The organism is Haloferax sp. S2CR25 (genome assembly GCF_031624535.1).
Lineage (GTDB): Archaea > Halobacteriota > Halobacteria > Halobacteriales > Haloferacaceae > Haloferax > Haloferax massiliensis.
In genome coordinates this window covers 43,998-64,191 of record NZ_JAMQOO010000005.1, presented here as the reverse complement: position 1 = coordinate 64,191, position 20,194 = coordinate 43,998, and the positions used below count along the sequence as shown (strand labels likewise).

Below are 20,194 nucleotides of genomic sequence, written 5' to 3'. Positions count from 1 at the left end.
GACGTGGATGCCTGTGGACGACGCGCCCCGATTAGCTGAACGTCGGGAAGTCGTCGTCGGACTCCTCCATGTTGACGTTCACCTCGATGACGTTGGCGGTGTTGACGACGCTCTCGATGAGCCGTTCGTGGTACTCCGGCTGTTTCATCCGGCGGACTGGCCCGGAGACGCTGATGGAGCCGAGGACGCGGCCGTGACGGTTCGTCACCGGCGCGCCGATGGCCTGCAGGCCCTTTATCTCCTCTTCGTCGTTGAGCGAGTAGCCCCGGTCTCGAATCGTCTCCAACTCCTCGAACAGCTCCTCGCGGGTCGTGATGGTCGCTTCGGTCTTGCGCGGGAGTCCGTACTGGTCGACGATCCACTCGACGCGCTCTTTGGGAAGGTGGGCGAGAATCGCCTTCCCCGTCGCCGAGAAGTGGAGGTAGTCGGCGCGCTGGAGCTTGTTCACCTGATAGTCGCTCCCGACAGCCTTCTCGCCGCTCACCTTGTAGAGGTTGACGCCCAGTCCGTGCTGTTCGGTCGCTAAGTGGGCGTATTCGCCCGTCTTCTCCGCGAGTTCCTCGATTTCGGGCTTGCCGATGCGGTAGAGGATGTTCTGGTACCGGACGTACTCGCCCACGAGGAGGAACTGTAGCGACAGCCGGTAGGTGTCTTCTTCCTTCACGACGAACTTCTCGGCCCGCAGCGTGCTGAGGTAGTTGTAGACGACGCTCTTCGAGAGGTCGAGGTGGTTCGCCAGCTCCGTCACTCGCGCGCCGTCTAACTCTTCGAGCGCACGAACGACGTCGAACGCGCGAGACACCGTTTTCAGGGTCCGCGGTGAGCCGGTCGTGTGTTCGTCTGCCATAGTCCAGTTCGAAGCTCCGTCGCCATAGCTGTTTGTATTTGACAAACGTCCACTTCCGAGACGGCCCGATAATCGCACTAATTGCCGCAAAATCCCGTGACCGGGGACACGAAAACGCCGAATTACGTCTAACGAAGTTCTGAAAACGGCGAATTCGACTTCGAGACGCTGCGTTCTCATTGTACGAACGATTCGCCGTTCCGAGGGTGTCGATACGAGTCGACCCGAGAGAAAACACGCGTTTCAGTGGCTCTACACGAGGATTCGAGAGCGGGTGTGGCGAGCGATTCGACCGCGCTCGACTGAGTCTCGCAGAGACGCGGGCGGCGGTCGTTCGACCTCACCGAGAAAACAGCAGAGCGGCGGACGAACACGAGAACGGCAGTCGTCAGTCGGGCGGTTTCGTCACTCGGTCGCGAGGTCGGCGAGCGCGCCGGCGAGCACGCGGGTCGCGTCGGCGCAGTCCTCCCAGTCGGTCCACTCGCGGGGGTTGTGGGAGATGCCGTCGCGGGAGGGGGCAAAGAGCAGCGCGGCGTCGGTGACGGCCGCGACGTGCATAGTGTCGTGGCCGGCCCCGGAGTGGAGGTCGAGGGTTTCGAGGTCGGCGTCGGTCCCGGCGTCGTGGAGCGCGGCGCGGCACCGCTCGCTCATCTCGACGGGCTTGCGGTCCCACGGGTGCGAGAGCGCGGTCTCGACCGGGCGCTCGGCCTCGATGCGGTCGAGGCTCGCCTCCGCCTCGTCGATGACGTACTCGATGGAGTCGTACGCCACGTCGCGGACGTCGACGGTCAGGTCGACCTTTCCGGCGATGACGTTGGGCGCGTTCGGCGAGACCTCCAGTTTGCCGACGGTTCCGACCGCGGTCTCCGAGACCTCGCCCCGCTCGTTCGTCGCGCGCTCCACGTCGAGGACGAACTCGCTGGCGGCGGCGAGCGCGTCCGAGCGGTCGTCCATGAGCGTCGACCCCGCGTGGTCGGCCTCGCCCGTGATTTCGACGGCACAGCGCGAGAGGCCGACGATGCTCGTGACGACGCCGGCCGGGACCGCCGCGTCTTCGAGGCGCTCGGACTGCTCGATGTGGAGCTCTATCCACGCGTCCCAGTCCGCGGCGTCGATGCGCCCGTCACCCCGGTAGCCGATGTCCGCGAGGGCGTCGCCGAGCGGAATCCCGTCGGCGTCCTCGATATCGAGCGCCTCCGCGACGCTCAGCTCGCCGACGGCGACCGCCGACCCGATGAGGCCGCCGCCGAACCGCTGGCCCTCCTCCTCGGTGAAGTTGACGACCTCGACGGGGCGGACGGGTTCGACGCCGGCGTCCTGCATCGCGCGGACGCTCTCCAGCCCCGCGTACACGCCGAGCGGTCCGTCGAAGATGCCGCCCTCGGGGACCGAATCGAGGTGGCTCCCGGTCGCGACCGGGGCCGCGTCGGGGTCCGCGCTCTCGGGCTCCCACCGGCCGACGATGTTGCCGACCTCGTCGATGGTGATGGAGAGGTCGGCGTCCCGGAGGCGCTCGCAGAAGAACTCTCTCGCCCGCCGGTCCGCCTCGCTGCCGGCAAGGACCGTCCGTCCCCGACCCTCGTCTGTCGGGACGGCCCCGAACTCCGCGTTCGACTCGATGTCACTGCGGAGTCGCTGCTGGTTGACTCGCATGGTTCCCGGATTCGTGACTAACCCTATTTTATTGTTTGGAATTCGGTCACATGCGTGACAGTACCTGGCGACCGAGAAATCCCCGAAATCAGTAGGTACAGCGCGTTAGATGTGGGTTCCGGGACTCTTGCCCACCGCCCGTGTCGTTCGAGGGCGCACGTTAGCGACGTTCGAGGACGCGCGCCGGCGACGGTTCGGTCGCCGCGAGCGACCTGCGGGCCGTCGGTATGGACCGTCGCCTGCGGCGAACGGGTTGACATCCGTGCAGTAATCCCGGACAGCGACGAGATATAATTGGTCATTCTACAGTTCCCTCGCGCTCGGCGCTCGGAACGGTATCTGATATTACATCTTCTCCGTCTCGATATGGGGATTGTACTCACACAACCACAATTTTTATCACACAGTAACGGATTGGAGCGACTGTATGCAAGAGAATGGCAAGGGGAGCGATTCCTCCGATAGCACCGGCGACGGTACGCGTCGCAGTCGTTTCGACCGCCGTACCTTCCTCGGGGCGGCGGCGACGACCGGCGCGGTGGCGCTCGCCGGCTGTACGGGCGGCGGTTCCGACGACGGCACGACCGAAGGTTCGGGCTCCACGGACGAAGGCGGCGACACGGAGAGCACCGACACGACCGCGGCAAGTGGTGGGAAGCAGGGCGGGACGCTCCAGTGGGGCGGCGCGGTGCCGGTGCAGGGTCTCGACCCGCACATCGACACCTCGGCGGCCTCCAAGCGCGTCTTGGAGAACATCTACGAGGAAGTCGTCGCGCTGCAGGACGACTACTCCATCCAGCCGCACCTCGCGGAGTCGATGGAGCAGTCCGACGACAACACGGTCCTGACGTTCAACCTCCGGGAGGGCGTCACCTTCCACAACGGCGAGGAGATGACCTCGGCCGACGTGCTCGCGAGCTACGAGCGCGTCCAGAACGGCGACTACCTCGCCACCGGTTTCTTCGACTACGTCGAGGAGCTTCGCGCCCCCGACGACTACACGTTCGAAGTCCAACTCACCGAGCCGTTCGCGCCGTTCCTCGCCAAGATGGCGACGGCGGAACTGTCGGTCATGCCCGCCGAGAACGCCGAGAAGGACATGGTCGAAGAACCCATCGGGACCGGCCCGTACAAGTTCGAGAGCCGGGAGATCGAGACCTCGTTCACGATGACGCGCAACGAGGACTACTGGGGCGCGTCCGACGAGGACGGCCCGTTCATCGACACCATCGTCAAGAGCGAGGTTCCGGACCCGAGCGTCCGCCTCCAGTCGTTCCTCGCCGGCGAGTACGACTTCATCAACGGCATCGCGCCGAAGGACGTCTCCCGCGTCGAGCAGGCCCCCGACGTTCGATTCGAGAAGCAGTTCCCGAAATCGCTCGTCTACCTCGGCCTGAACTGCGACGTGGCTCCCTTCGACAACCGGGACGCCCGCCTCGCGCTCGACTACACCATCGACAAGGAGAAGGTCGCCGAGGCGGCCCTCTACGGCACCGGTCAGACCACCGCGTCCCCGGCGACGCCCGGCAGCCCGTGGGTCAACCCGGACATCGAACCTCGCCCACGCGACCTCGACAAGGCACAGGAGCACCTCGACGCCGCCGGCATGTCCGACGGCTTCACGGCGACGTTCAAGATTCCGCAGTCCTACCCGACGCAGGTGCAGGCCGCGGAGGTCATCGCCGCCGACGCCGCCGAGGTCGGCATCAACCTCGAAATCCAGCAGATCACGTGGAGCACGTGGCTCTCTGACGTCTACTCCAACCGCGACTTCCAGGCGACGACGAGCTCCTACCTCGCGCTCTGGTACCCCGACGTGTCGTTCTACAAGTTCCTGCACCCCAACGGGGCGTTCTTCTTCACCAACTGGGTGAACGAGGACTACAACGCGCTCGTCGAGGAGGCGAGGACCATCTACGACGAACAGGAGCGCGCCGAACTCTACCACCAGGCGACGGAGATTCTCCACGAGGACCGCGCCGGCCACCTCTTCCTGTGGTGGCAGCCGAGCCTCTACGGAGCCGCCTCGCAGTACAAAGGCGACATCGGCGCGCCCGACGGATCGACGCTGCAGTTCGGCGACAACTGGCTCGACCGCTAACAGGGATTCCACACAATGTCGATGTACAACTACGTCGTTCGGCGCGTCGGGTTCATGGCGGTGACGCTGTTTTTCGTCACGCTCATCGCCTTCGCCGTCACCAACATCCTGCCCGGTGACGTGGCCCTGCTCATCTTGGGCCCCAACGCGACCGAACAATCGCTCGAAGCGCTCCAAACCCAACTGGGACTCAACCGCCCGCTGTACGTGCAGTACATCGACTGGGTCGTCGGGCTCCTCCAGGGGAACATGGGCGAATCGCTCCGATTCGGCGAGCCCGTGGCGCAACTCATCGCCGAGCGCCTGCCGCGGTCGATGATGCTCGCGGTCGCCGCGACGCTCGTCGCCGTCGTGCTGTCGGTTCCGCTCGGCGTCTACGCCGCCGTCAACCAGAACGAAGCGCCCGACGTGAGCGCCTCGATGTTCGCTTTCGTCGGCATCTCGATGCCCATCTTCCTGTGGGGGCTGGTGTTCATTTTGGTGTTCGCCGTCTGGCTGAACCTCTTTCCGACCGGGGGGTACGTCTCCCCGAGCGAGGACCTCGTCGGGTCGCTCACGCGACTCGCCCTCCCCGCGGGGGCGATGGGCTTCGCGCTCACCGCCTACATCATGCGGATGACCCGGTCGTCGATGCTGGAGGTGCTCAGCGAGGAGTACATCAATCTCGCGCGTGCGAAGGGGATGAGCCAACGGGTCATCGTCCTCAGGCACGCGCTCAAGAACGCAATCATCCCCGTCATCACGGTCATCGCGTTCCAGTTCAGCTACGCGTTCGGCGGGGTCGTCGTGCTCGAAGAGGTGTTCTTCTGGCCCGGCATCGGTCGGTTGACGCTGACCGCGATTCAGAGCCGCGACATCCCCCTGATTCAGGGGTGCATCCTCGTGGTCGCACTCATCTACATGTTCTCGAACTTCGCCGCAGACCTGCTGTACGCGTACTTCGACCCCCGTATCCGCTACGGAGGTGACGACTGATGGCGACCGAACAGGAGACCGACCGCGGTCGGTTCACCATCACGCAGTCACAGCGCGACCGTATCGCCCGGTTCGTCCGGAAGTTCCGCAGTAACACGAAGGCGATGCTCGGCTTTTCCATCGTGGTGATGCTCGTGCTCGTCGCCGTCTTCGCGCCGCTCATCGCGCCGTACCCCATCGAGCAGACGAACATCGAAGACCGCTCGCAGGCCCCGTCGGTCGAACACCCGTTCGGCACCGACGACCTCGGCCGCGACATCTTCAGCCGCGTCGTCATGGGGAGCCGCATCTCGCTGTACGTCGGCTTCGGCGCTATCTCCGGCGCGCTCGCCGTCGGGGCGGTCATCGGCGTCGTCGCCGGTTACGCCGGTGGCCTGACCGACGAGATACTGATGCGCGTCATGGACGCCGCGATGGCGTTCCCGCCGGTGTTGCTCGCGCTCACGCTCCTCGTCGTCCTCGGCCCGGACTTGAGCAACGTCATCATCGCGCTGGCGTTCGTCTACACGCCCTACATCGCCCGCGTCTCGCGGAGCGCGGCGCTGGCCGAACGCAACGAGGCGTACGTCGAGGCCGCCGTCGCCCGCGGCGAGAGCGACTCGCGCATCGTCTTCAGCGAGGTGTTCCCGAACTGCATGGCACCCATGCTGGTGCAGGGGTCGCTGAACGTCTCCTTTGCCATCCTCGCGGAGGCGAGCCTGTCGTTCCTCGGTCTCGGCGCGCAACCCCCGCGGCCGTCGTGGGGGCTGATGATTAACACCGGTCGCGGCTTCATGGAGACCGCGCCGTGGATGTTGCTGTTCCCCGCGCTGGCTATCGGCATCGCCGTCGTCGGGTTCAACATGCTCGGCGACGGACTGCGTGACGTGCTCGACCCCAAAGTGGAGGCGATAGAATGAGCGCTCCCAGCACCGCGACCGACGGCGAGGCCGACGACGGCCCGCTGCTCGACGTGCGCGGACTCAGAACCGAGTTCCGCACCGAGGGCGGCCCCGTCGTCGCCTCAAACGAGGTGTCGTTCTCACTCGACCGCGGCGAGACGATGGGTCTCGTCGGCGAGTCGGGCGCGGGCAAGTCCGTGACGGCGCGGTCGCTCATGCGCCTCATCGACTCGCCCGGCGAGATTACCGGCGGGCAGGTCGTCTTCGATGGGGAAGATCTCCTGCAGAAGACTGACGCCGAGATGCGCGACATCCGCGGCAACCGCATCGCCATGATTCCGCAGGACCCGATGTCGTCGCTCAACCCGGTGATGACCGTCGGCGAGCAAATCACGGAGACGATTCGCCGCCACCAGGACGTCTCCAAGTCAGAGGCACGCCGGCTCGCCGTCGAATCGATGGACGACGTCGGTATCCCCGACGCCGAAGAGCGCGTCGACGACTACCCCCACGAGTTCTCCGGGGGGATGCGCCAGCGCGTCCTCGTCGCCATCGGCTTCTCCTGCGAGCCGGACCTCATCATCGCCGACGAGCCGACCACCGCGCTCGACGTGACGACGCAGGCGAAGATTCTCGACCTGCTCAACGAGATGCAGGAGCGCGAGGGGACGGCCGTGCTGATGATCACCCACAACCTCGGCGTCGTCGCCCAGACGTGCGACCACGTCGGCGTCATGTACGCCGGCAACCTCGTGGAGACGGCCGAGCTCGGCGACCTGTTCGACCGCCCGCGACACCCCTACACCCGCGCGCTCATCGACTCCATCCCGGAGGTCGACACCGACTACGACGAACTGCCGACGCTCGACGGCGCGATGCCCGACCTCGGGAACCTCCCGAGCGGTTGTAACTTCGCGCCGCGGTGTCCCCACGCCACCGAAGCGTGCCGGACCGGCGGCGACCCGTCGCTCGACGCCGTCGGCGACGACTCCTCTCGCGCGGCGTGTCTCCACGCCGACGACCTCGACCTCTCGGAGAGCACGGTCCCCGAAGCGGGGACCGGCCGCCGCGACATCGACCGCACCGGCGAGCCGCTGTTCGAGGTGCGGAACCTGAAGAAGTACTTCGACGCCGGCGAGGGCGTCTTCGGCAACGTCCACCTCTCGTGGGAGGGCGGCGGCCTGCCGACCGTCGAGCGGCGGCACGTCAAGGCCGTCGACGACGTGAGCTTCGACGTCTACCCCGGCGAGACCGTCGGGCTCGTCGGCGAGTCCGGCTGCGGGAAGTCCACGGTCGCTCGCACCGCGCTCCGCCTCCTCGAACCGACCGACGGCGAGGTGTACTTCGAGGGCCAGCCGCTCCACGAGCTCGGCTCCTCGGAGATTCGGAGTCTGCGCCGCGAGATGCAGATGATCTTCCAGGACCCCCAGAGCTCGCTCAACCCGCGGAAGACCGTCGGCCAAATCGTCGGTCGCGCGATGGAGAAACACGGCATCGCCACCGGCGAGGAAAAGCGCGAACGCGTGGGCGACCTGCTCGAACGCGTCGGCCTCTCGCGGGCCGCCGCGAGCAAGTACCCCCACGAGTTCTCCGGCGGCCAACAACAGCGCGTCGCCATCGCGCACGCGCTCGCGGTCGAACCGAAGCTCATCGTCTGCGACGAGCCCGTGTCGGCGCTCGACGTGAGCGTGCAGGCGCAGATTCTCAACCTCCTGAACGAGATTCAGGACGACGAGAACATCTCGTTCCTGTTCATCTCGCACAACATCGGCGTCATCCGGCACATCTGCGACCGCGTGGCCGTGATGTACCTCGGGAAGATAGCGGAGTTCGGGAGCATCGAACAGGTGTTCTCGCCGCCGTTCCACCCCTACACGGAGAGCCTCCTGTCCGCGGTCCCCCACGCGAACCCGGACCGCGAGACGGACCGCATCCTCCTCGAAGGGAGCGTTCCGAGCCCCATCAACCCGCCGTCGGGCTGTCCGTTCCAGACGCGCTGCCCGAAGAAAATCGGCGACGTCTGCGAGCGGGACCTCCCGGAACTCGAAGCGGTCGACGGCGGCGACCACTACATCTCCTGTCACCTATCGGATGAGGAGATGAGCCAGCGCGACTCGTTTATCACGCCGTCGAAGCGCGCGGAGACCAGTCCGGCCGACTCGGACTGACGCCGCCCGCGCGGCCTCTTTTCAGTATTTGACGCGAAGTCGGGTCAGTACTTGACGCCGAAGTCGAGAATCTCGTCGGGGTAGTCGCCGAACTGCGCGTCCGTCTCGCGGCGAATCTGGTCTTTCGCGCGCCGCGCCTCCGCGAGCAGGTCGCGCAGGTCGGCCACCGGTTCGGCGGAGAGGTCGACCCGGAGGTTGTGGTAGAACTCCGGCGTCGGCGCGTGGACGAGCAGCGCGGCGCTCAGCTCGCCGCGGTCGTCGCCGCCCGCCGCCTCGCCGGCTTCGAGCGCCGAGACGAGTCGCTCGGCCATGTCGCCGTCGGCGGATTCGTAGGCTTCGGCGGTCGCCTCGACGACCGCCTCGCCGGCGAGCATGTTGCCCGCGACGGTGTAGTCGTCGCCGACGCGGTGGCCGGCCCACGAGACGCACTCGTCGCCGGTGAAGGCGAACTCGCCGCCCGCGCCGACGCCGTGGACCTGCCGGTAGGCGGCGTGGTCGTCGGCGGCGAGGAGCGCCTCGAAGGCGTCGTCGATGCGCTCGCCGCCTTCGGCGCGGGCGACCGCGTCGCGGCCGTGTTCGGGCTTCGTGTACGACTGCGTGACCGCCGCGCCGCCGGCGCTCACGTAGGGACAGGTCGCGCCGACGGCGACGGTGCCGGTCGTCACCGCCGCGCCGTAGACGTTCGCCTCGGGGTCGCGCGCCGCTATCGAGAAGGTTCCTGGGACGTGTCGCATGGGTTCGATACTGGGTTTGGGTCGCGCTCGCGTGATAAATACTCCCCTCTCGGGGGGCGTGGCGTGAACGTGGCGCGGTGTCTCGACGCGCGTGTTTCGCGTCCGATTCCCACTCCAAATATCCCAATAGTAGTGCAAAAAATAGACATTATTGTCTGCCCATCTCTCTTATTTGACTGAGTATCTTCTTCGGATCTTTTCGAATCGGGCGTGAATGATTTCATTCTCCTCTCTGAGGAAGTACGAGACCACAATCTAACTCGGTCGGCGGTCTCCGTCGGTGTAGTATTCGTGGTAGCGAGCAATACCGCCGCGTCTCACGCGACGACAGCCGCCTCCAACGCTTATGTCGTCGCGGCGGTAAAATCGGGGTATGAGACTCGGCATCGGTCGAACCGGCGTGGCGATTCTCGTCGGACTGTTCGTCATCCTCGGCGCGGAGGACGCGTACGTCTGGGCCGTCTCCGGGACCGTTCCCGGCATCGAGTTCTTCTTGGCGCTCGTGTTCGTCCTCGTCATCGCTTTCGTGGCGATTCGGGAGGCGCGGGCGCACCCGCCGAGTCGGTAGTCGCTCCGGGCGGCGGGCGCTCGCGTTCGCCCGCTATCCCTCTCGTTTTCGACAGTCCAGCGGCGCATCGCAGCATGCGGAGCGATAGGCCGACGACCTGCGAACCAGTTTGCACTCGCGGTAGCGGTAGGCCACGTCCGCGCTGCAGTCCTCGCAGGTGAGGGTGTACTTCGGCTCCGCGAACCGGCGGACGCGAACCGGCGCGTCGACCGCCTCGGCGCGGCGCTTGAACGCCGGCCCGTGGTCGGTCGCGCCGAACGCCTGAAACTGCTCGACGTGGACGAGTTCGTGTCGGAGCGTCGCCGACCACTCCGCGCGGTCGAACGACTCGAACGCCCGCCACGACAGCGACATGGTACACGTCGGCGCGCCGCCGAGTCGGTCCGCGCGCGCCGACGTGCTCTCCCACTGCTTGGGTTCGCCGACCGCGGCGTCGTCGACGGTCGGGGTTTTCACCGCGGCCGCTCGGCGCTTCGCGCGGGTGGACACTTCCCACTCGACGCGGTGTAGGTCCACGCTGAAGTCGTAGTCGCTCGCCGCGCGGCGGCAGTACGCCCGCGACCAGCTCACCAGCTCGTCGCCGGTCTCGACCGCGTCGTACGCGCTTTGGCTCCCGTCTTCGTGTCCCACGATTTCGAGCCGCGATTCGGAGCGCGCCGGCATGTGTGTTTTGCTCGCCCGCGGCGCTCGCCGATGCGCCGGCCGGGCGCGGTCAGGCGACGAGCGTCGCTCGCTCGTCGGCCACGAGCGCCCACACCGCTTCGAACAACTGTTTCGCACTGTTTCGGGACGTTCCTTCGACGGTCACGCGAAGGACGCGCTCGGTTCGGCTCGCCCTGACGACGAACCACGCGTCGTCTCGTTCGACGAAGATGCCGTCGTCGGTTCGAACGTCGTCGAACCGCGCTTGGCTCTCGGTCGCGAGCCGCGTCATCTCGCGGGCGCAGTTGTCGACCGCGACCGAGTCGAAAAACAGCGGGTACGCCGCGACGTCGCCCGCCTGTTCGGAGAGCGGCGCTCCCTCGTCGACGAGGCGCGCGAGCCGAACCGCCGACAGCGCCGCGTCCGGGCAGGGCGACTCGTCCGGCCACTGATAGACGCCGCTCGGCTCGCCGCCGAAGACGACGTCCGCGCTCGACGCCGGTCCGGACCCCGGGATTCCGTCCATCTCGACTCGCACGATGCTCCCGCCCGCGTCGGAGACGACCTCCTCGATGCGTCGACTCGCCTCCAGCGGGACGGCGACGCGCGCGTCGCCGTCGGCATCGCGGACCGCTTCCCGCGCGAACAGCCCCAAGAGCGTGTCCCCGCCGACGACCTCGCCGGTCTCGTCGACGGCGACGAGGCGGTCGGCGTCGGCGTCGTGGGCGAGACCGATATCGGCGTCCGTGGTCGCGACGGTCCGCCGGAGCGTCCGGCAGACGTCGTCGCCGTCGGCCACTCGGCGTCGCGGGAACGAGTCGTCCGCGGCGTCAGTGAGGCGCTCGACGTCGCAGCCGAGGCGTTCGAGCGCCTCGGCCACGATGCCGTCGCCCCGCTCGCCGACGGCGACCACGGCGCGCGTGTCGGAAAACGACGGTCGAGAGTCGCAGAGATGGTCGAGATGACGCGTCGTGGCGTCGTCCCAGCGACGCTCCGCCCCGATTTCGTCCCACGAGGCGACTTCGGCGGACGAGCCGTTGACCCGGCGGACGACCCTGCTCTGTCGCTCCCACGAGAGGCGCGAGCCGTCGTCGTCGAACAGTTTCAGCGCGGTGTCGTCGTCGGGGTCGCTGACGGTCGTCACCGCCACGCCGGCGTCGCCGCCGAGTCGCCTCACGCCGTGGGAGACGGTCGGACTCGCAACCGGGCCGAGTCGATGGACGGTGCCACCGCACTCACAGACCCCGAGTGCGACGGCGTCCGCGAGGAGCCGAGCGCTGTCGCTCGGGTCGTGGCCCACGACGATTTCGTCGCCCGTCCCCGCGAGGGCGCGACCGGCCTTGAGGGCGAGTTTCGCGGTCACGTGGGTCCCGTACGAGCCGCGGATTCGTGATGGTGCGAACATACCTCACGCTCTCCCCGAGGGGTGTTTACTATCGGCCGGATAATCCCGGTCGACGGCGCTTAGCGTCTGACAAACCGGCCGTTTCGGCGGTCGGACTGTCGGTGTCGCTCGGCTCGACCGCGTACACCACGACCCCGTCGTTTCCGTAGACTCGCTCGTATCGGTGACTGTCGGCGAGCGACCTGCGGAGCCGTTCGGTCCCGTCTTCTTGGAGCCCCCGGACGGTGTACGTCCCGCGGGGGACGTAGAGGTAGTCGGGGGAGGCGTCGACGGACTCCATCGACTCGGTGACGCAGGTCGCGTTCCCGCAGGTGCTCGCCGTTTTGAACGCCGAAATCTGGTCGTAGTACCTGTCCGGGCTCTTCCATTCGACGCCCCACGGTCCCACGAGGATGCTCCGCTCGGCGTAGTGGGGGAACAGTTCGGCGGCGTCCGAGAGCACGACGAACGACGCGTCCTCGTCGGTGTTGTTGCTCGCCCACTCCATCGCCTCCCGGTCGTCGGCGTCGATGAACGGGGGGAGGCTCGGACTGCCGTGGTGTGCTGCACCGAGGCCGCTCGCGGCGTAGAACCCGCCGAGGCACGTCCCGACGACGAGGACCACGACCAGCGTCGAGGCCATCACCTGCCGGTTATCGAACGACCCCCGAACGCCGTCCGTCAGCCGCGGTACGACGACGCCGAACAGCACCGTCGATATCATCATCGCCCCGGCGACGAACTGGAAGCGCTCCTTCCCGATGGCGTACGCGCAGACGAAGAGCCACAGCGGAAGCGTGAACTTCCGCTGGGAGACGAGCACGCCCGCGGCGGCGAAACTCGCGAGGAAGAACACCGTGACGACGGTCGGTTCCAGCGGGTAGACGAACTGGTCGAGGAGTCGACTGACGCCGCCGGCGATGCCGCTGTGACTGCCCGCCGCCCCCGCAAACGCCCCCACGCCGTGGACGGAGACGACGTTGACCCACCACGGCGCGGCGAGGACGAGGCCGCCCAGCGCCACGAGAGCTCCGCTGACGAGACCGGGGAGCGTCCGGTCGAGCATCGCGTAGAGGACGAGCCAACTGACCCCGAAGAAGACGGTGTACGTCGGATGCGAGAGGACGGTCAGCCCGAAAAAGATGATACCGGACCCGACCCACAGCGGGCGGCGAGTGCCGCGGCGGAACAGCCTCGCCCCGACGTAGACCCCGCAGAGCGACAGGAAGAACGCGGACGCGCGGACGATGCCGCCGGCCGAGAGGTGCCACTGCAGGACCGGGGGGCTGACCGCGAGAACCGCCGTCGCGACCCCCGCCTGTCGCCGCGTCGGGAGGAGTTCGAGGGCGGTTCCGTAGTACGGCACGAGGTAGAGGACCGTCACGATAGCCGGGAGGACGAGACTGAGCGTCATCCCCGAGACGCCGAGGTCGGTCAGGAACGCGACCACGTAGAACTGGAGCGGCGGGTACGCGAACGGAATCCCGCCGTCGTAGTACGGAATCGAAGTCGGGAGCGCGTAGCCGCCGGCCCGAATCTGCGCCGCGATTTCGAGATACAGCCCGGACCCGTAGGCCGGGTAGTCGTGGGTCGTCACGTACGCCGCCGAGACGACGAGTCCGGCGACGATGGCGATGGCGAACCACGCGTGGCTCTCGCGGCCGAGGCCGGGAACGCCGTCGGTGAACGCGTTCTCTCGGTTCGGGGCCGCGGGGTCGAGACCGTTCGACGTGTCGTCGGTCGTTGAACTCATATCGTTGACTCTCAGTTCCGCTTTCGGAGGGAGACCGGGTTCGTAAGCGAGACGCGGTACGGTAACCACCGCAGTTCGGCGACGGCCCACGCGAGTCCGATTCCGAGCGCGAGGCCGGCGACCAGCAGTTCGGAGACCCCCATCCACCGCGGGAGGACGTAGTAGACGGCGTTCACCACGGGGTTCGGGAGAACCGACCGGGGCGTGCCGCCGGCCCCGGCGCTCGGACCTCCGGCCGTCCGATTCCGGAGGTCGAGTTCGTGCGCGGGCGGGCCGCCGGCGCTCTCGTCGCCGGTTCCGAGCCGTTCGGCCTCGTAGGGGAACGCGACGGGGACGCTCCAGACGACGTCGCCGGTCTCGTCCAGTTCGAACACGCGGTTCCCGTTCGAGTCCGTCACGAGCGTGTGCCCGTTCGGGAGCCTGTCCGCGTCCCGCGGCCACTGGAGCTGTTCGTCCTGCCAGTCCCACGAGCGGACCCACTCGCCGTCGTCGTCGCGGTATTCGACGAGACGGTTGTTCTCGGAGTCGGCGACGAGCACGGCGTCGTCGCCGTCCGGGTTCGCGATGTAATCGGGGTTGTGCTGCTCGTAGAGGACGTCGTGGGAGCCGTCTCCGAGCGTCCGGTTCTCGACGAGGCCGGTGTCGCGGTCGAGGTACACGACCCTGTCGTGGTTGCGGAGGCTGACCTGAACGAGCCCGTTTTCGAGCACCTCGACGTCGTTGAGGTGCGTCCAGTCGGACGGGTACGGCCCGCCGGTCGTCGCGGGGTCGAACGCCGCCTGTGCGTCCCACGACCACTCGACCAGTTCCGTCGTCGTGTTCACGACGAACACGCGGTCCGCGGCGATGTCGGCGACGACGTACGTCGAATCGCTCAGCCTGTCGGCGTCGTGCCACCGCGTCGAGTGCTTCCCGGCGGTCACTCTGCTGTAAATCCCTTCGACCTCGCCGGTAGTGAGGTTCACGCGCTCGATGCCGTTCCGCGTACACACGCTCTCGCCGCCGCACTCGTCGGCGGTGAGGTGGTCCGCATAGAGGTACTCGACCGTCGCGTTCGTCCCCTCGACGGGGTCGACGTCCCAGTAACGGGTGTGGGAGTCGTCGTAGTAGCGCCGCTCTCCGTCGGCCCCGAAGGCGACGAGTTCGGCGTTCGCTCGCGCCCCGTCGCTCTCTCGGCCGAGCCACGTGTTCGAATCGGTCGCGATGACCGTCGTCCCGTTCGCGGGCGCGACCCGTGCGCTCTCGCCGGTCGCGTCCGCCACCGCCGAGGTCGGCCGGCTCAGGTACGCGGCCCCGACGATGCCCGCGCAGACGAGGAGGGCGACTGCCGCGGCGACTCGCAGATGCGTCCGCTTGACCATTGCATACCCCTCGGTCGGTGGACGGTCTTACTATCGGGGTGCTAAACTGCGGGCGAGTCGGGCCCTGCCGCCGCGACCTGTTCCCGAACGGACCTTACGCACGGAATAATTAGGGTTCCGAGGCCGGGAACACGACGCAATGGCGTCTCGTCTCGGAGCGGTCGAGGGCCTCGTCGTCCTCGGCCTCGTCCTCCTTGTGGCGACGACAGCGGTGCCGACTGCGAGCGTCGTCGACTTCGACGCCCGCGGGGGCGGGTCGACGGTCGCGGCGGCGTCGGCACCGAACGGTCCGAAGTCCGTCGACGACGTTCGACTGGTCGCCGTCGGCGAACGGGGCGACAGGCTCTGGCCGTTCACCAGCCGCGACCGCTCGTTCGACTCGCTGACGCTCCCGGTGAACCTCGTCGTCGAGGGGAACCCCGCGCGGGTCCGCTCGCTTCTCCTCTACTCGCGCGACGCGACGTGGGACGAGACGAACGAATCGTGGCAACAGGCGTCCGCCGAACAGGCACCGACCGACGAGGTTGACGCCCCGTGGGGGGCCGCCACGGGCGCGGACCGGTTCACCTTCGTCGACACCGCAGACTCGGGCGGGCTGTGGATCGCGGAGTCGATGCAGCTCCACGACGGGACGTACTTCGGGAGCCGAATCCACCTCCGCCTGTACGGCGGCGGGGCACCGGACGACTCGTGGACGGCGATTCAGGCCCACCGTGACTACTGGGACTGGTTTCGGCTCCGACACACGGTGACCAGTCTGGCCGGCCCGCAGCACGTCGTCGAGCGCGACCTGCTGCGGCAGCCGACCGTCGTCGACGTTCGCCGCGAGCGGTTCGCCAACGGCGGCATCATCGACGCCGACGGCTGGGTGTCGGTCGTCGAACTCGGCCCGCCCCAACTCTCGACGCTCCCGAAGGAGGACCTGCGCCGTCCAGCGACCGTCGAATCGGCGACTGACCGGGGCGATGCCGCGGCGCGCGCCGACCCCGAACGCGACGCCGCCGCCTCCGCGCTCGGTCCCCCGACGACGACGGCGGCTGGCGTCGGAAACGCCCTTTCGATACTCGCCGTCGTCTTCGTCGGTGTCGGGGGTCTCGCCGCCCTGTTCACCCGACGCGACGGGATGGATATGGGCGTGGTCGTCGAGCGCCTCCGCTGGTCCCGCCTCGCCGACTACCGATTCCAGCGCGGCGTCGCGCTCTTCGTCGCGCTCGCCGCCCTCCCGCTTTTGGTCCGGTCGGCCGCGCTCGGTTTCGAGAGCGTCGTCCCCAACCACCCGAAAGTCGTCGCCGGACTGCTCTACCCGGTGTTTGCCGCGGCTCCGGTCGTCCTCGCAGTTCGGCTCCCACGGGGTTACCGGCCGGAACTGTGGTTCGGCGTCGCGTTCGTCGGCTACGGGGTCGGGCTGGTCGCCGACTTCGCGTCGATACAGGTCGCGGTCGTCCCGGTCGAAATCGTCCTCCATCGGTTCGCCGTGCTCGTCGCGCTCGGGGCGCTCGCCGTCGTCGGACAGCGTCGCTTCGAGTCGTCTTCCCCCCGTCGAACCGCGCTTTCGGCGGCCGTCTGCCTGTGGGTTCTCCTGCTCGCGTGGCCGCTCTTTCTGGGAGTCTGACTACTTAGTCCCCGGATAATAACGGCGACACACGCCAAGACAGTTACCTGCCCTCCCCTACATGTCATCAACACGGCTAACCAGACGGTCGGTTTTGGCGCTCGCAGGCGCGGGCCTGACCGGCGGGTGTGTCCGACAGCTGGAATCGACGGTCGCGCGCGACGAACGGACGCCGCTTTCGCTCTCTGTCAAAACGGTCCCCGCGGACACCGACGCGATGGCGACGAGGCTCGCCCGCTATCTCGCCACGCGCCTCCAGACGGTCGGCATCGCGGCGACCGTGGTTCCGATGAGCCGGGAGGAGCTCCTCCGCGACGTGCTCTCGAACCACGACTTCGATATCTACGTCTCCCGCCTGCTGCTCCGGCGCGACCCGGACTTCCTCCGCCCCCTGCTCCACTCTCGCTACGGCCCGGGCCGCGGGTGGCAAAACCCGTTCGGATACGGCGACCTGTCGTTGGACTCGCTTCTGGAGCGACAGCGGACGGAGACCGGCTCCGTTCGCGCCGCGACGCTCGCGGAGATTCAGCGGCGCGTCGCGGAGGCCCAACCGTTCACGCCCGTCGCGGCCCCGCGGCCGGCGCAGGCGACCCGGCCGGAGCGAGCCAACTGGCCCGACGGCGTCGGAATCCACAGCCTCACGGGGTATCTCGGTGCGAGGACAGTCCCCACGGCGGCGACCGCCTCGCCGACCGAGTCGACGGCCGCGCCGTCCGCGACCCCGACACCGACCGAGCGGCCGACGTCCGCGACGACGACCGACGGGCCGACCCCCGCTAACGAGCTCCGCATGACGCTTGACGACTCGCGCCCGACGGAGAACCTCAACCCGCTTTCGACGCCGTTTCGCTCGGACGGGACGCTCCTCGACCTCGTCTACGACTCGTTGGGCCGTCCGATTTACGACCGGATGCGACCGTGGATGGCGGCGTCGTGGGAGTGGTCCGACGGGGACGCGACGACGCTTTCGCTCCGGCTCCGCGACGACCTCGTGTGGCACGACGGCGAGCCGATAACGGCGTCGGACGTGGCGTTCACCTTCCGGTTCATCTCCGACACGGCGCTCGGGTCGCTCGACCAGTCGGTGCCGTCGCCGCGGTACCGGGGCCGCGCCTCGCTCGTCGACTCGGTCGACGCCGCGTCCGACCGCGAGGCGACGATTCGGTTCGGCGACGTGAGCCGGTCGGTCGCGGCGCGCGCGCTGACGATTCCGGTGCTCCCCGAGCACGTCTGGGAGCCGTTCGCCCGCCCGACGAGCGCGTCGTGGCTCGACGGGGGCAACGTCACTGAGGCGCTCGTCCGGAACAACCTCTCTCCGGTCGGGAGCGGCCCGCTTCGCGTGACGGGAACGACGGCCAGAGAGTCGATTTCGATGGAGCCGTTCGCGGACCACTTCCTCGCCACCGACGACGCGCTCGACGGCTGGCTGTCCCGGTTCGACGGCGGCCTCTCGTTCGACTCGCTGCGGTTCGACGTCGTTCCGTCCGACGGTGCCGCCGTCGAGCTTCTCGCGGCCGACGCGGCGGACGCGACGGCGAACTCGCTGTCGGCCGACGCGAGGGAAGCCGCGGAGGAGGAACCCGGCATCTCCGTCCGCTCCAGCCGACCCGAGTGGTGTTACCACATCGGCTACAACCACCGGCGGCCGCCGTTTATGAACCCCCGGTTCCGCCGGGCGGTCGCCCGACTCGTCGACCGCGAGTTCCTCGTGGAGTCGCTGTTCGGCAGCGAGGCCCGGCCCGCGTCCTCGCCGCTCGAAACCACCCAGTACGTCCCGGACGACGACGCGTGGCGCGAGACCGTCTCCGAACTCGATTTCGTCGGCGACGCGGGGACCGGCACGCTCGACGCGGAGCGAGCGCGGTCGGTGTTCGAAGACGCCGGGTACGCCTACTCGACCGACGGCACCCTCCTCATTCAAGAATGAATCCCACACAGTCTCTGGTTAACGTCTCGCCGCTCGTCGCGGTTCTCCTCCGCGTCGTCGGCGGTGCCGCCATCGCGTTGGCGGTCGCGACGCTCACTATCGTCGGCCCGTCGCGCCTCGCGGGGGCGTACGGCTCGGGGAGGGGTCGATTCCGCGAGGCGGCCCCGTACCTCGGCCTGCTGACGGTCGTCCTCCTCGTGAACAAGGTCGCCCGCGGCGTGGGTCCGGAGCTCTCGTGGGCGCTGGGCTGGAACGCCACCGGCGTCATCTACGCCGTCGAGGGGAACTTCGTCGGGTCCGTTCAGTCGCTCGCCACGCCGGCGCTCACCGCCGTCCTCTCGACGGTGTATCTCTCGGGATACGTCTTCTTGCTCGTGTTCCCGTTCATCGCGTACTTCGTGGCGGCCGACGACCGCCCGCTGAAACTCACCGCTGTCACGTACGCGGCGAACTACGCCATCGGTCTGACCTGCTATATCCTGTTTATCTCCTACGGCCCGCGTAACCTCCTGCCGGGGCAGGTCGAGTCGCTCCTCTACAGCAGCTATCCGCAGACGCAGATTCTCACCGGCGAGGTGAACGTAAACACGAACGTGTTCCCGTCGCTTCACACGTCGCTTTCGGTGTCGGCGGCGGCGATTGCGATTCGGACGCGAGAGACGTACCCCGCGTGGGCCGTCGTCGCGTCGCTCCTCGCGTCCGCAATCGCGTTCTCGACGATGTACCTCGGGATTCACTGGGGGACCGACGTGGTCGCCGGGGTCGCCCTCGGCCTCGGAAGCGTCGCGCTCGGCGACCGGTTCGTCGAACGCCGGTCGGCGGATTCGTGACGGCGGTTTACCGCCCGGATAATAAGGGTCGGCCGGTTCCATCGGCCGGTCGTGAGCACCATCATTACACTTCGCGTTCCAGCGTCCGCGTTCGCGCTCGACGATGTTCTCTCGCGCAACCCCATCGTCGAGGCGCAACCGGTTCGCTCTGTGCAACTCGATGGGGCCACGCTCTCCCCGTTGCTGTGGCTTCGAAGCGACGACTCGACTCCGGTCGAACCGTCGCTCCGTGACGACCCGAGCGTCCGCGAAATCTCTCCCGTCGCGCCCTCGACTGACGGCGGTATCTACCGTCTCGGTCTCGACCCGCTCACCGACGAGTTCATGCGACTGTTCGCCGACGACAGCCTCACCGTCCTCGGCGCGTACGGCCGCGACGGCGAGTGGGTCGTCCGCGTCCTCGCCTCCGACCGCAACGCGCTCAGTTCGCTCGTCGACCAGTGGCGACGCGCCGGCCAGCGGTTCGACGTCGAACGAATCGTCTCGCCCGAGAACCTTGCGAACCCGATGCGGTTCGGACTCACCGACTCGCAGTACCACACGCTCGTCACCGCCTTCCGGCACGGCTACTACGGCGTCCCCCGCGATTCGACCATCACGGAGCTATCAAACATATTTGGTATCTCCCACCAGGCGATCTCCCAGCGGCTTCGACGCGGACACGAACAGCTGATTCGGCGGGCGCTCATCCAGCGACCCTCGCTGAGTCTCCAGTATTAGCTCCTTGCACTTGCAACCAACAACACGACGAACGTCAC

At 67.7% G+C, this 20,194-nt stretch carries 16 protein-coding genes; 9 read left to right on the top strand and 7 right to left on the bottom strand.

Annotation, left to right across the window (positions count from 1 at the left end):
• Nucleotides 1-31: 31 nt before the first annotated feature.
• Entirely contained in the window at nucleotides 32-847 is an 816-nt protein-coding gene (locus NDI65_RS13195) for an IclR family transcriptional regulator (protein WP_089781017.1), read from the bottom strand.
• Nucleotides 848-1,252: 405 nt separating this feature from the next.
• On the bottom strand, nucleotides 1,253-2,500 hold the full coding sequence (locus NDI65_RS13190; RefSeq protein WP_089781015.1) for a Zn-dependent hydrolase: 1,248 nt from the start codon (nucleotides 2,498-2,500) through the stop codon (nucleotides 1,253-1,255).
• Between the two features lie 427 nt (nucleotides 2,501-2,927).
• On the opposite strand from NDI65_RS13190, the gene NDI65_RS13185 reads away from it, so the two are divergent.
• The 4 genes from NDI65_RS13185 to NDI65_RS13170 are packed head-to-tail and all read left to right on the top strand — an operon-like array spanning nucleotide 2,928 to nucleotide 8,625.
• Nucleotides 2,928-4,601, top strand: a complete 1,674-nt coding sequence (locus tag NDI65_RS13185) for an ABC transporter substrate-binding protein (RefSeq protein ID WP_089781013.1) — start codon at nucleotides 2,928-2,930, stop codon at nucleotides 4,599-4,601.
• Nucleotides 4,602-4,616: 15 nt separating this feature from the next.
• Nucleotides 4,617-5,576, top strand: coding sequence for an ABC transporter permease (locus NDI65_RS13180; RefSeq protein WP_089781011.1), 960 nt, complete (start codon nucleotides 4,617-4,619; stop codon nucleotides 5,574-5,576).
• Nucleotides 5,576-6,475 carry an ABC transporter permease gene (locus NDI65_RS13175; protein WP_089781009.1) on the top strand — a complete coding sequence of 300 codons (900 nt, stop codon included), beginning with the start codon at nucleotides 5,576-5,578 and terminating at the stop codon, nucleotides 6,473-6,475. Before NDI65_RS13180 ends, NDI65_RS13175 begins: the two co-directional genes overlap by 1 nt.
• A complete protein-coding gene (locus NDI65_RS13170; protein WP_089781007.1) occupies nucleotides 6,472-8,625 on the top strand; it encodes an ABC transporter ATP-binding protein in 2,154 nt (717 codons plus the stop codon). The genes NDI65_RS13175 and NDI65_RS13170 overlap by 4 nt, the downstream gene beginning before the upstream one ends.
• 44 nt (nucleotides 8,626-8,669) lie before the next feature.
• Here NDI65_RS13170 and NDI65_RS13165 read toward each other — a convergent pair whose 3' ends face one another.
• A complete protein-coding gene (locus tag NDI65_RS13165; RefSeq protein ID WP_089781005.1) occupies nucleotides 8,670-9,359 on the bottom strand; it encodes a DUF1028 domain-containing protein in 690 nt (229 codons plus the stop codon).
• A gap of 373 nt (nucleotides 9,360-9,732) precedes the next feature.
• Between NDI65_RS13165 and NDI65_RS13160 the strand changes: the two genes are divergently transcribed.
• Nucleotides 9,733-9,927, top strand: coding sequence for a hypothetical protein (locus tag NDI65_RS13160; protein WP_089781004.1), 195 nt, complete (start codon nucleotides 9,733-9,735; stop codon nucleotides 9,925-9,927).
• Nucleotides 9,928-9,960: 33 nt separating this feature from the next.
• Here NDI65_RS13160 and NDI65_RS13155 read toward each other — a convergent pair whose 3' ends face one another.
• From NDI65_RS13155 to NDI65_RS13140, 4 genes are read right to left on the bottom strand one after another with little or no spacing between them, the layout of a single operon-like run.
• Nucleotides 9,961-10,590, bottom strand: a complete 630-nt coding sequence (locus NDI65_RS13155) for a SprT-like domain-containing protein (protein ID WP_089781001.1) — start codon at nucleotides 10,588-10,590, stop codon at nucleotides 9,961-9,963.
• Nucleotides 10,591-10,639: 49 nt separating this feature from the next.
• Entirely contained in the window at nucleotides 10,640-11,974 is a 1,335-nt protein-coding gene (locus NDI65_RS13150; protein WP_089781000.1) for a phosphoglucosamine mutase, read from the bottom strand.
• Nucleotides 11,975-12,002: 28 nt separating this feature from the next.
• Nucleotides 12,003-13,706 (bottom strand): hypothetical protein, encoded by a 1,704-nt coding sequence (locus NDI65_RS13145; protein WP_089780998.1) that lies wholly within the window; start codon nucleotides 13,704-13,706, stop codon nucleotides 12,003-12,005.
• A gap of 11 nt (nucleotides 13,707-13,717) precedes the next feature.
• Entirely contained in the window at nucleotides 13,718-15,067 is a 1,350-nt protein-coding gene (locus tag NDI65_RS13140) for an aryl-sulfate sulfotransferase (protein ID WP_089780996.1), read from the bottom strand.
• A 139-nt stretch (nucleotides 15,068-15,206) separates the two neighbouring features.
• Between NDI65_RS13140 and NDI65_RS13135 the strand changes: the two genes are divergently transcribed.
• The 4 genes from NDI65_RS13135 (at nucleotide 15,207) to NDI65_RS13120 (ending at nucleotide 20,156) form a co-directional block, all read left to right on the top strand.
• Nucleotides 15,207-16,679, top strand: coding sequence for a hypothetical protein (locus tag NDI65_RS13135; RefSeq protein WP_089780995.1), 1,473 nt, complete (start codon nucleotides 15,207-15,209; stop codon nucleotides 16,677-16,679).
• Nucleotides 16,680-16,773: 94 nt separating this feature from the next.
• Entirely contained in the window at nucleotides 16,774-18,606 is a 1,833-nt protein-coding gene (locus tag NDI65_RS13130; protein WP_089780993.1) for an ABC transporter substrate-binding protein, read from the top strand.
• Nucleotides 18,603-19,436: a phosphatase PAP2 family protein gene (locus NDI65_RS13125; RefSeq protein WP_310893724.1), complete on the top strand. Its 834-nt coding sequence runs from the start codon at nucleotides 18,603-18,605 to the stop codon at nucleotides 19,434-19,436. The genes NDI65_RS13130 and NDI65_RS13125 overlap by 4 nt, the downstream gene beginning before the upstream one ends.
• A 51-nt stretch (nucleotides 19,437-19,487) precedes the next feature.
• Nucleotides 19,488-20,156: a helix-turn-helix domain-containing protein gene (locus NDI65_RS13120; RefSeq protein ID WP_167344165.1), complete on the top strand. Its 669-nt coding sequence runs from the start codon at nucleotides 19,488-19,490 to the stop codon at nucleotides 20,154-20,156.
• Nucleotides 20,157-20,194 lie beyond the last annotated feature (38 nt).

Coding starts and splice junctions, on each gene's coding strand:
- NDI65_RS13185 (WP_089781013.1), top strand. CDS start 2,928: ATGCAAGAGAATGGCAAGGGGAGCGATTCCTCCGATAGCACCGGCGAC.
- NDI65_RS13170 (WP_089781007.1), top strand. CDS start 6,472: ATGAGCGCTCCCAGCACCGCGACCGACGGCGAGGCCGACGACGGCCCG.
- NDI65_RS13125 (WP_310893724.1), top strand. CDS start 18,603: ATGAATCCCACACAGTCTCTGGTTAACGTCTCGCCGCTCGTCGCGGTT.
- NDI65_RS13160 (WP_089781004.1), top strand. CDS start 9,733: ATGAGACTCGGCATCGGTCGAACCGGCGTGGCGATTCTCGTCGGACTG.
- NDI65_RS13165 (WP_089781005.1), bottom strand. CDS start 9,359: ATGCGACACGTCCCAGGAACCTTCTCGATAGCGGCGCGCGACCCCGAG.
- NDI65_RS13190 (WP_089781015.1), bottom strand. CDS start 2,500: ATGCGAGTCAACCAGCAGCGACTCCGCAGTGACATCGAGTCGAACGCG.
- NDI65_RS13175 (WP_089781009.1), top strand. CDS start 5,576: ATGGCGACCGAACAGGAGACCGACCGCGGTCGGTTCACCATCACGCAG.
- NDI65_RS13180 (WP_089781011.1), top strand. CDS start 4,617: ATGTCGATGTACAACTACGTCGTTCGGCGCGTCGGGTTCATGGCGGTG.
- NDI65_RS13155 (WP_089781001.1), bottom strand. CDS start 10,590: ATGCCGGCGCGCTCCGAATCGCGGCTCGAAATCGTGGGACACGAAGAC.
- NDI65_RS13140 (WP_089780996.1), bottom strand. CDS start 15,067: ATGGTCAAGCGGACGCATCTGCGAGTCGCCGCGGCAGTCGCCCTCCTC.
- NDI65_RS13135 (WP_089780995.1), top strand. CDS start 15,207: ATGGCGTCTCGTCTCGGAGCGGTCGAGGGCCTCGTCGTCCTCGGCCTC.
- NDI65_RS13150 (WP_089781000.1), bottom strand. CDS start 11,974: ATGTTCGCACCATCACGAATCCGCGGCTCGTACGGGACCCACGTGACC.
- NDI65_RS13145 (WP_089780998.1), bottom strand. CDS start 13,706: ATGAGTTCAACGACCGACGACACGTCGAACGGTCTCGACCCCGCGGCC.
- NDI65_RS13195 (WP_089781017.1), bottom strand. CDS start 847: ATGGCAGACGAACACACGACCGGCTCACCGCGGACCCTGAAAACGGTG.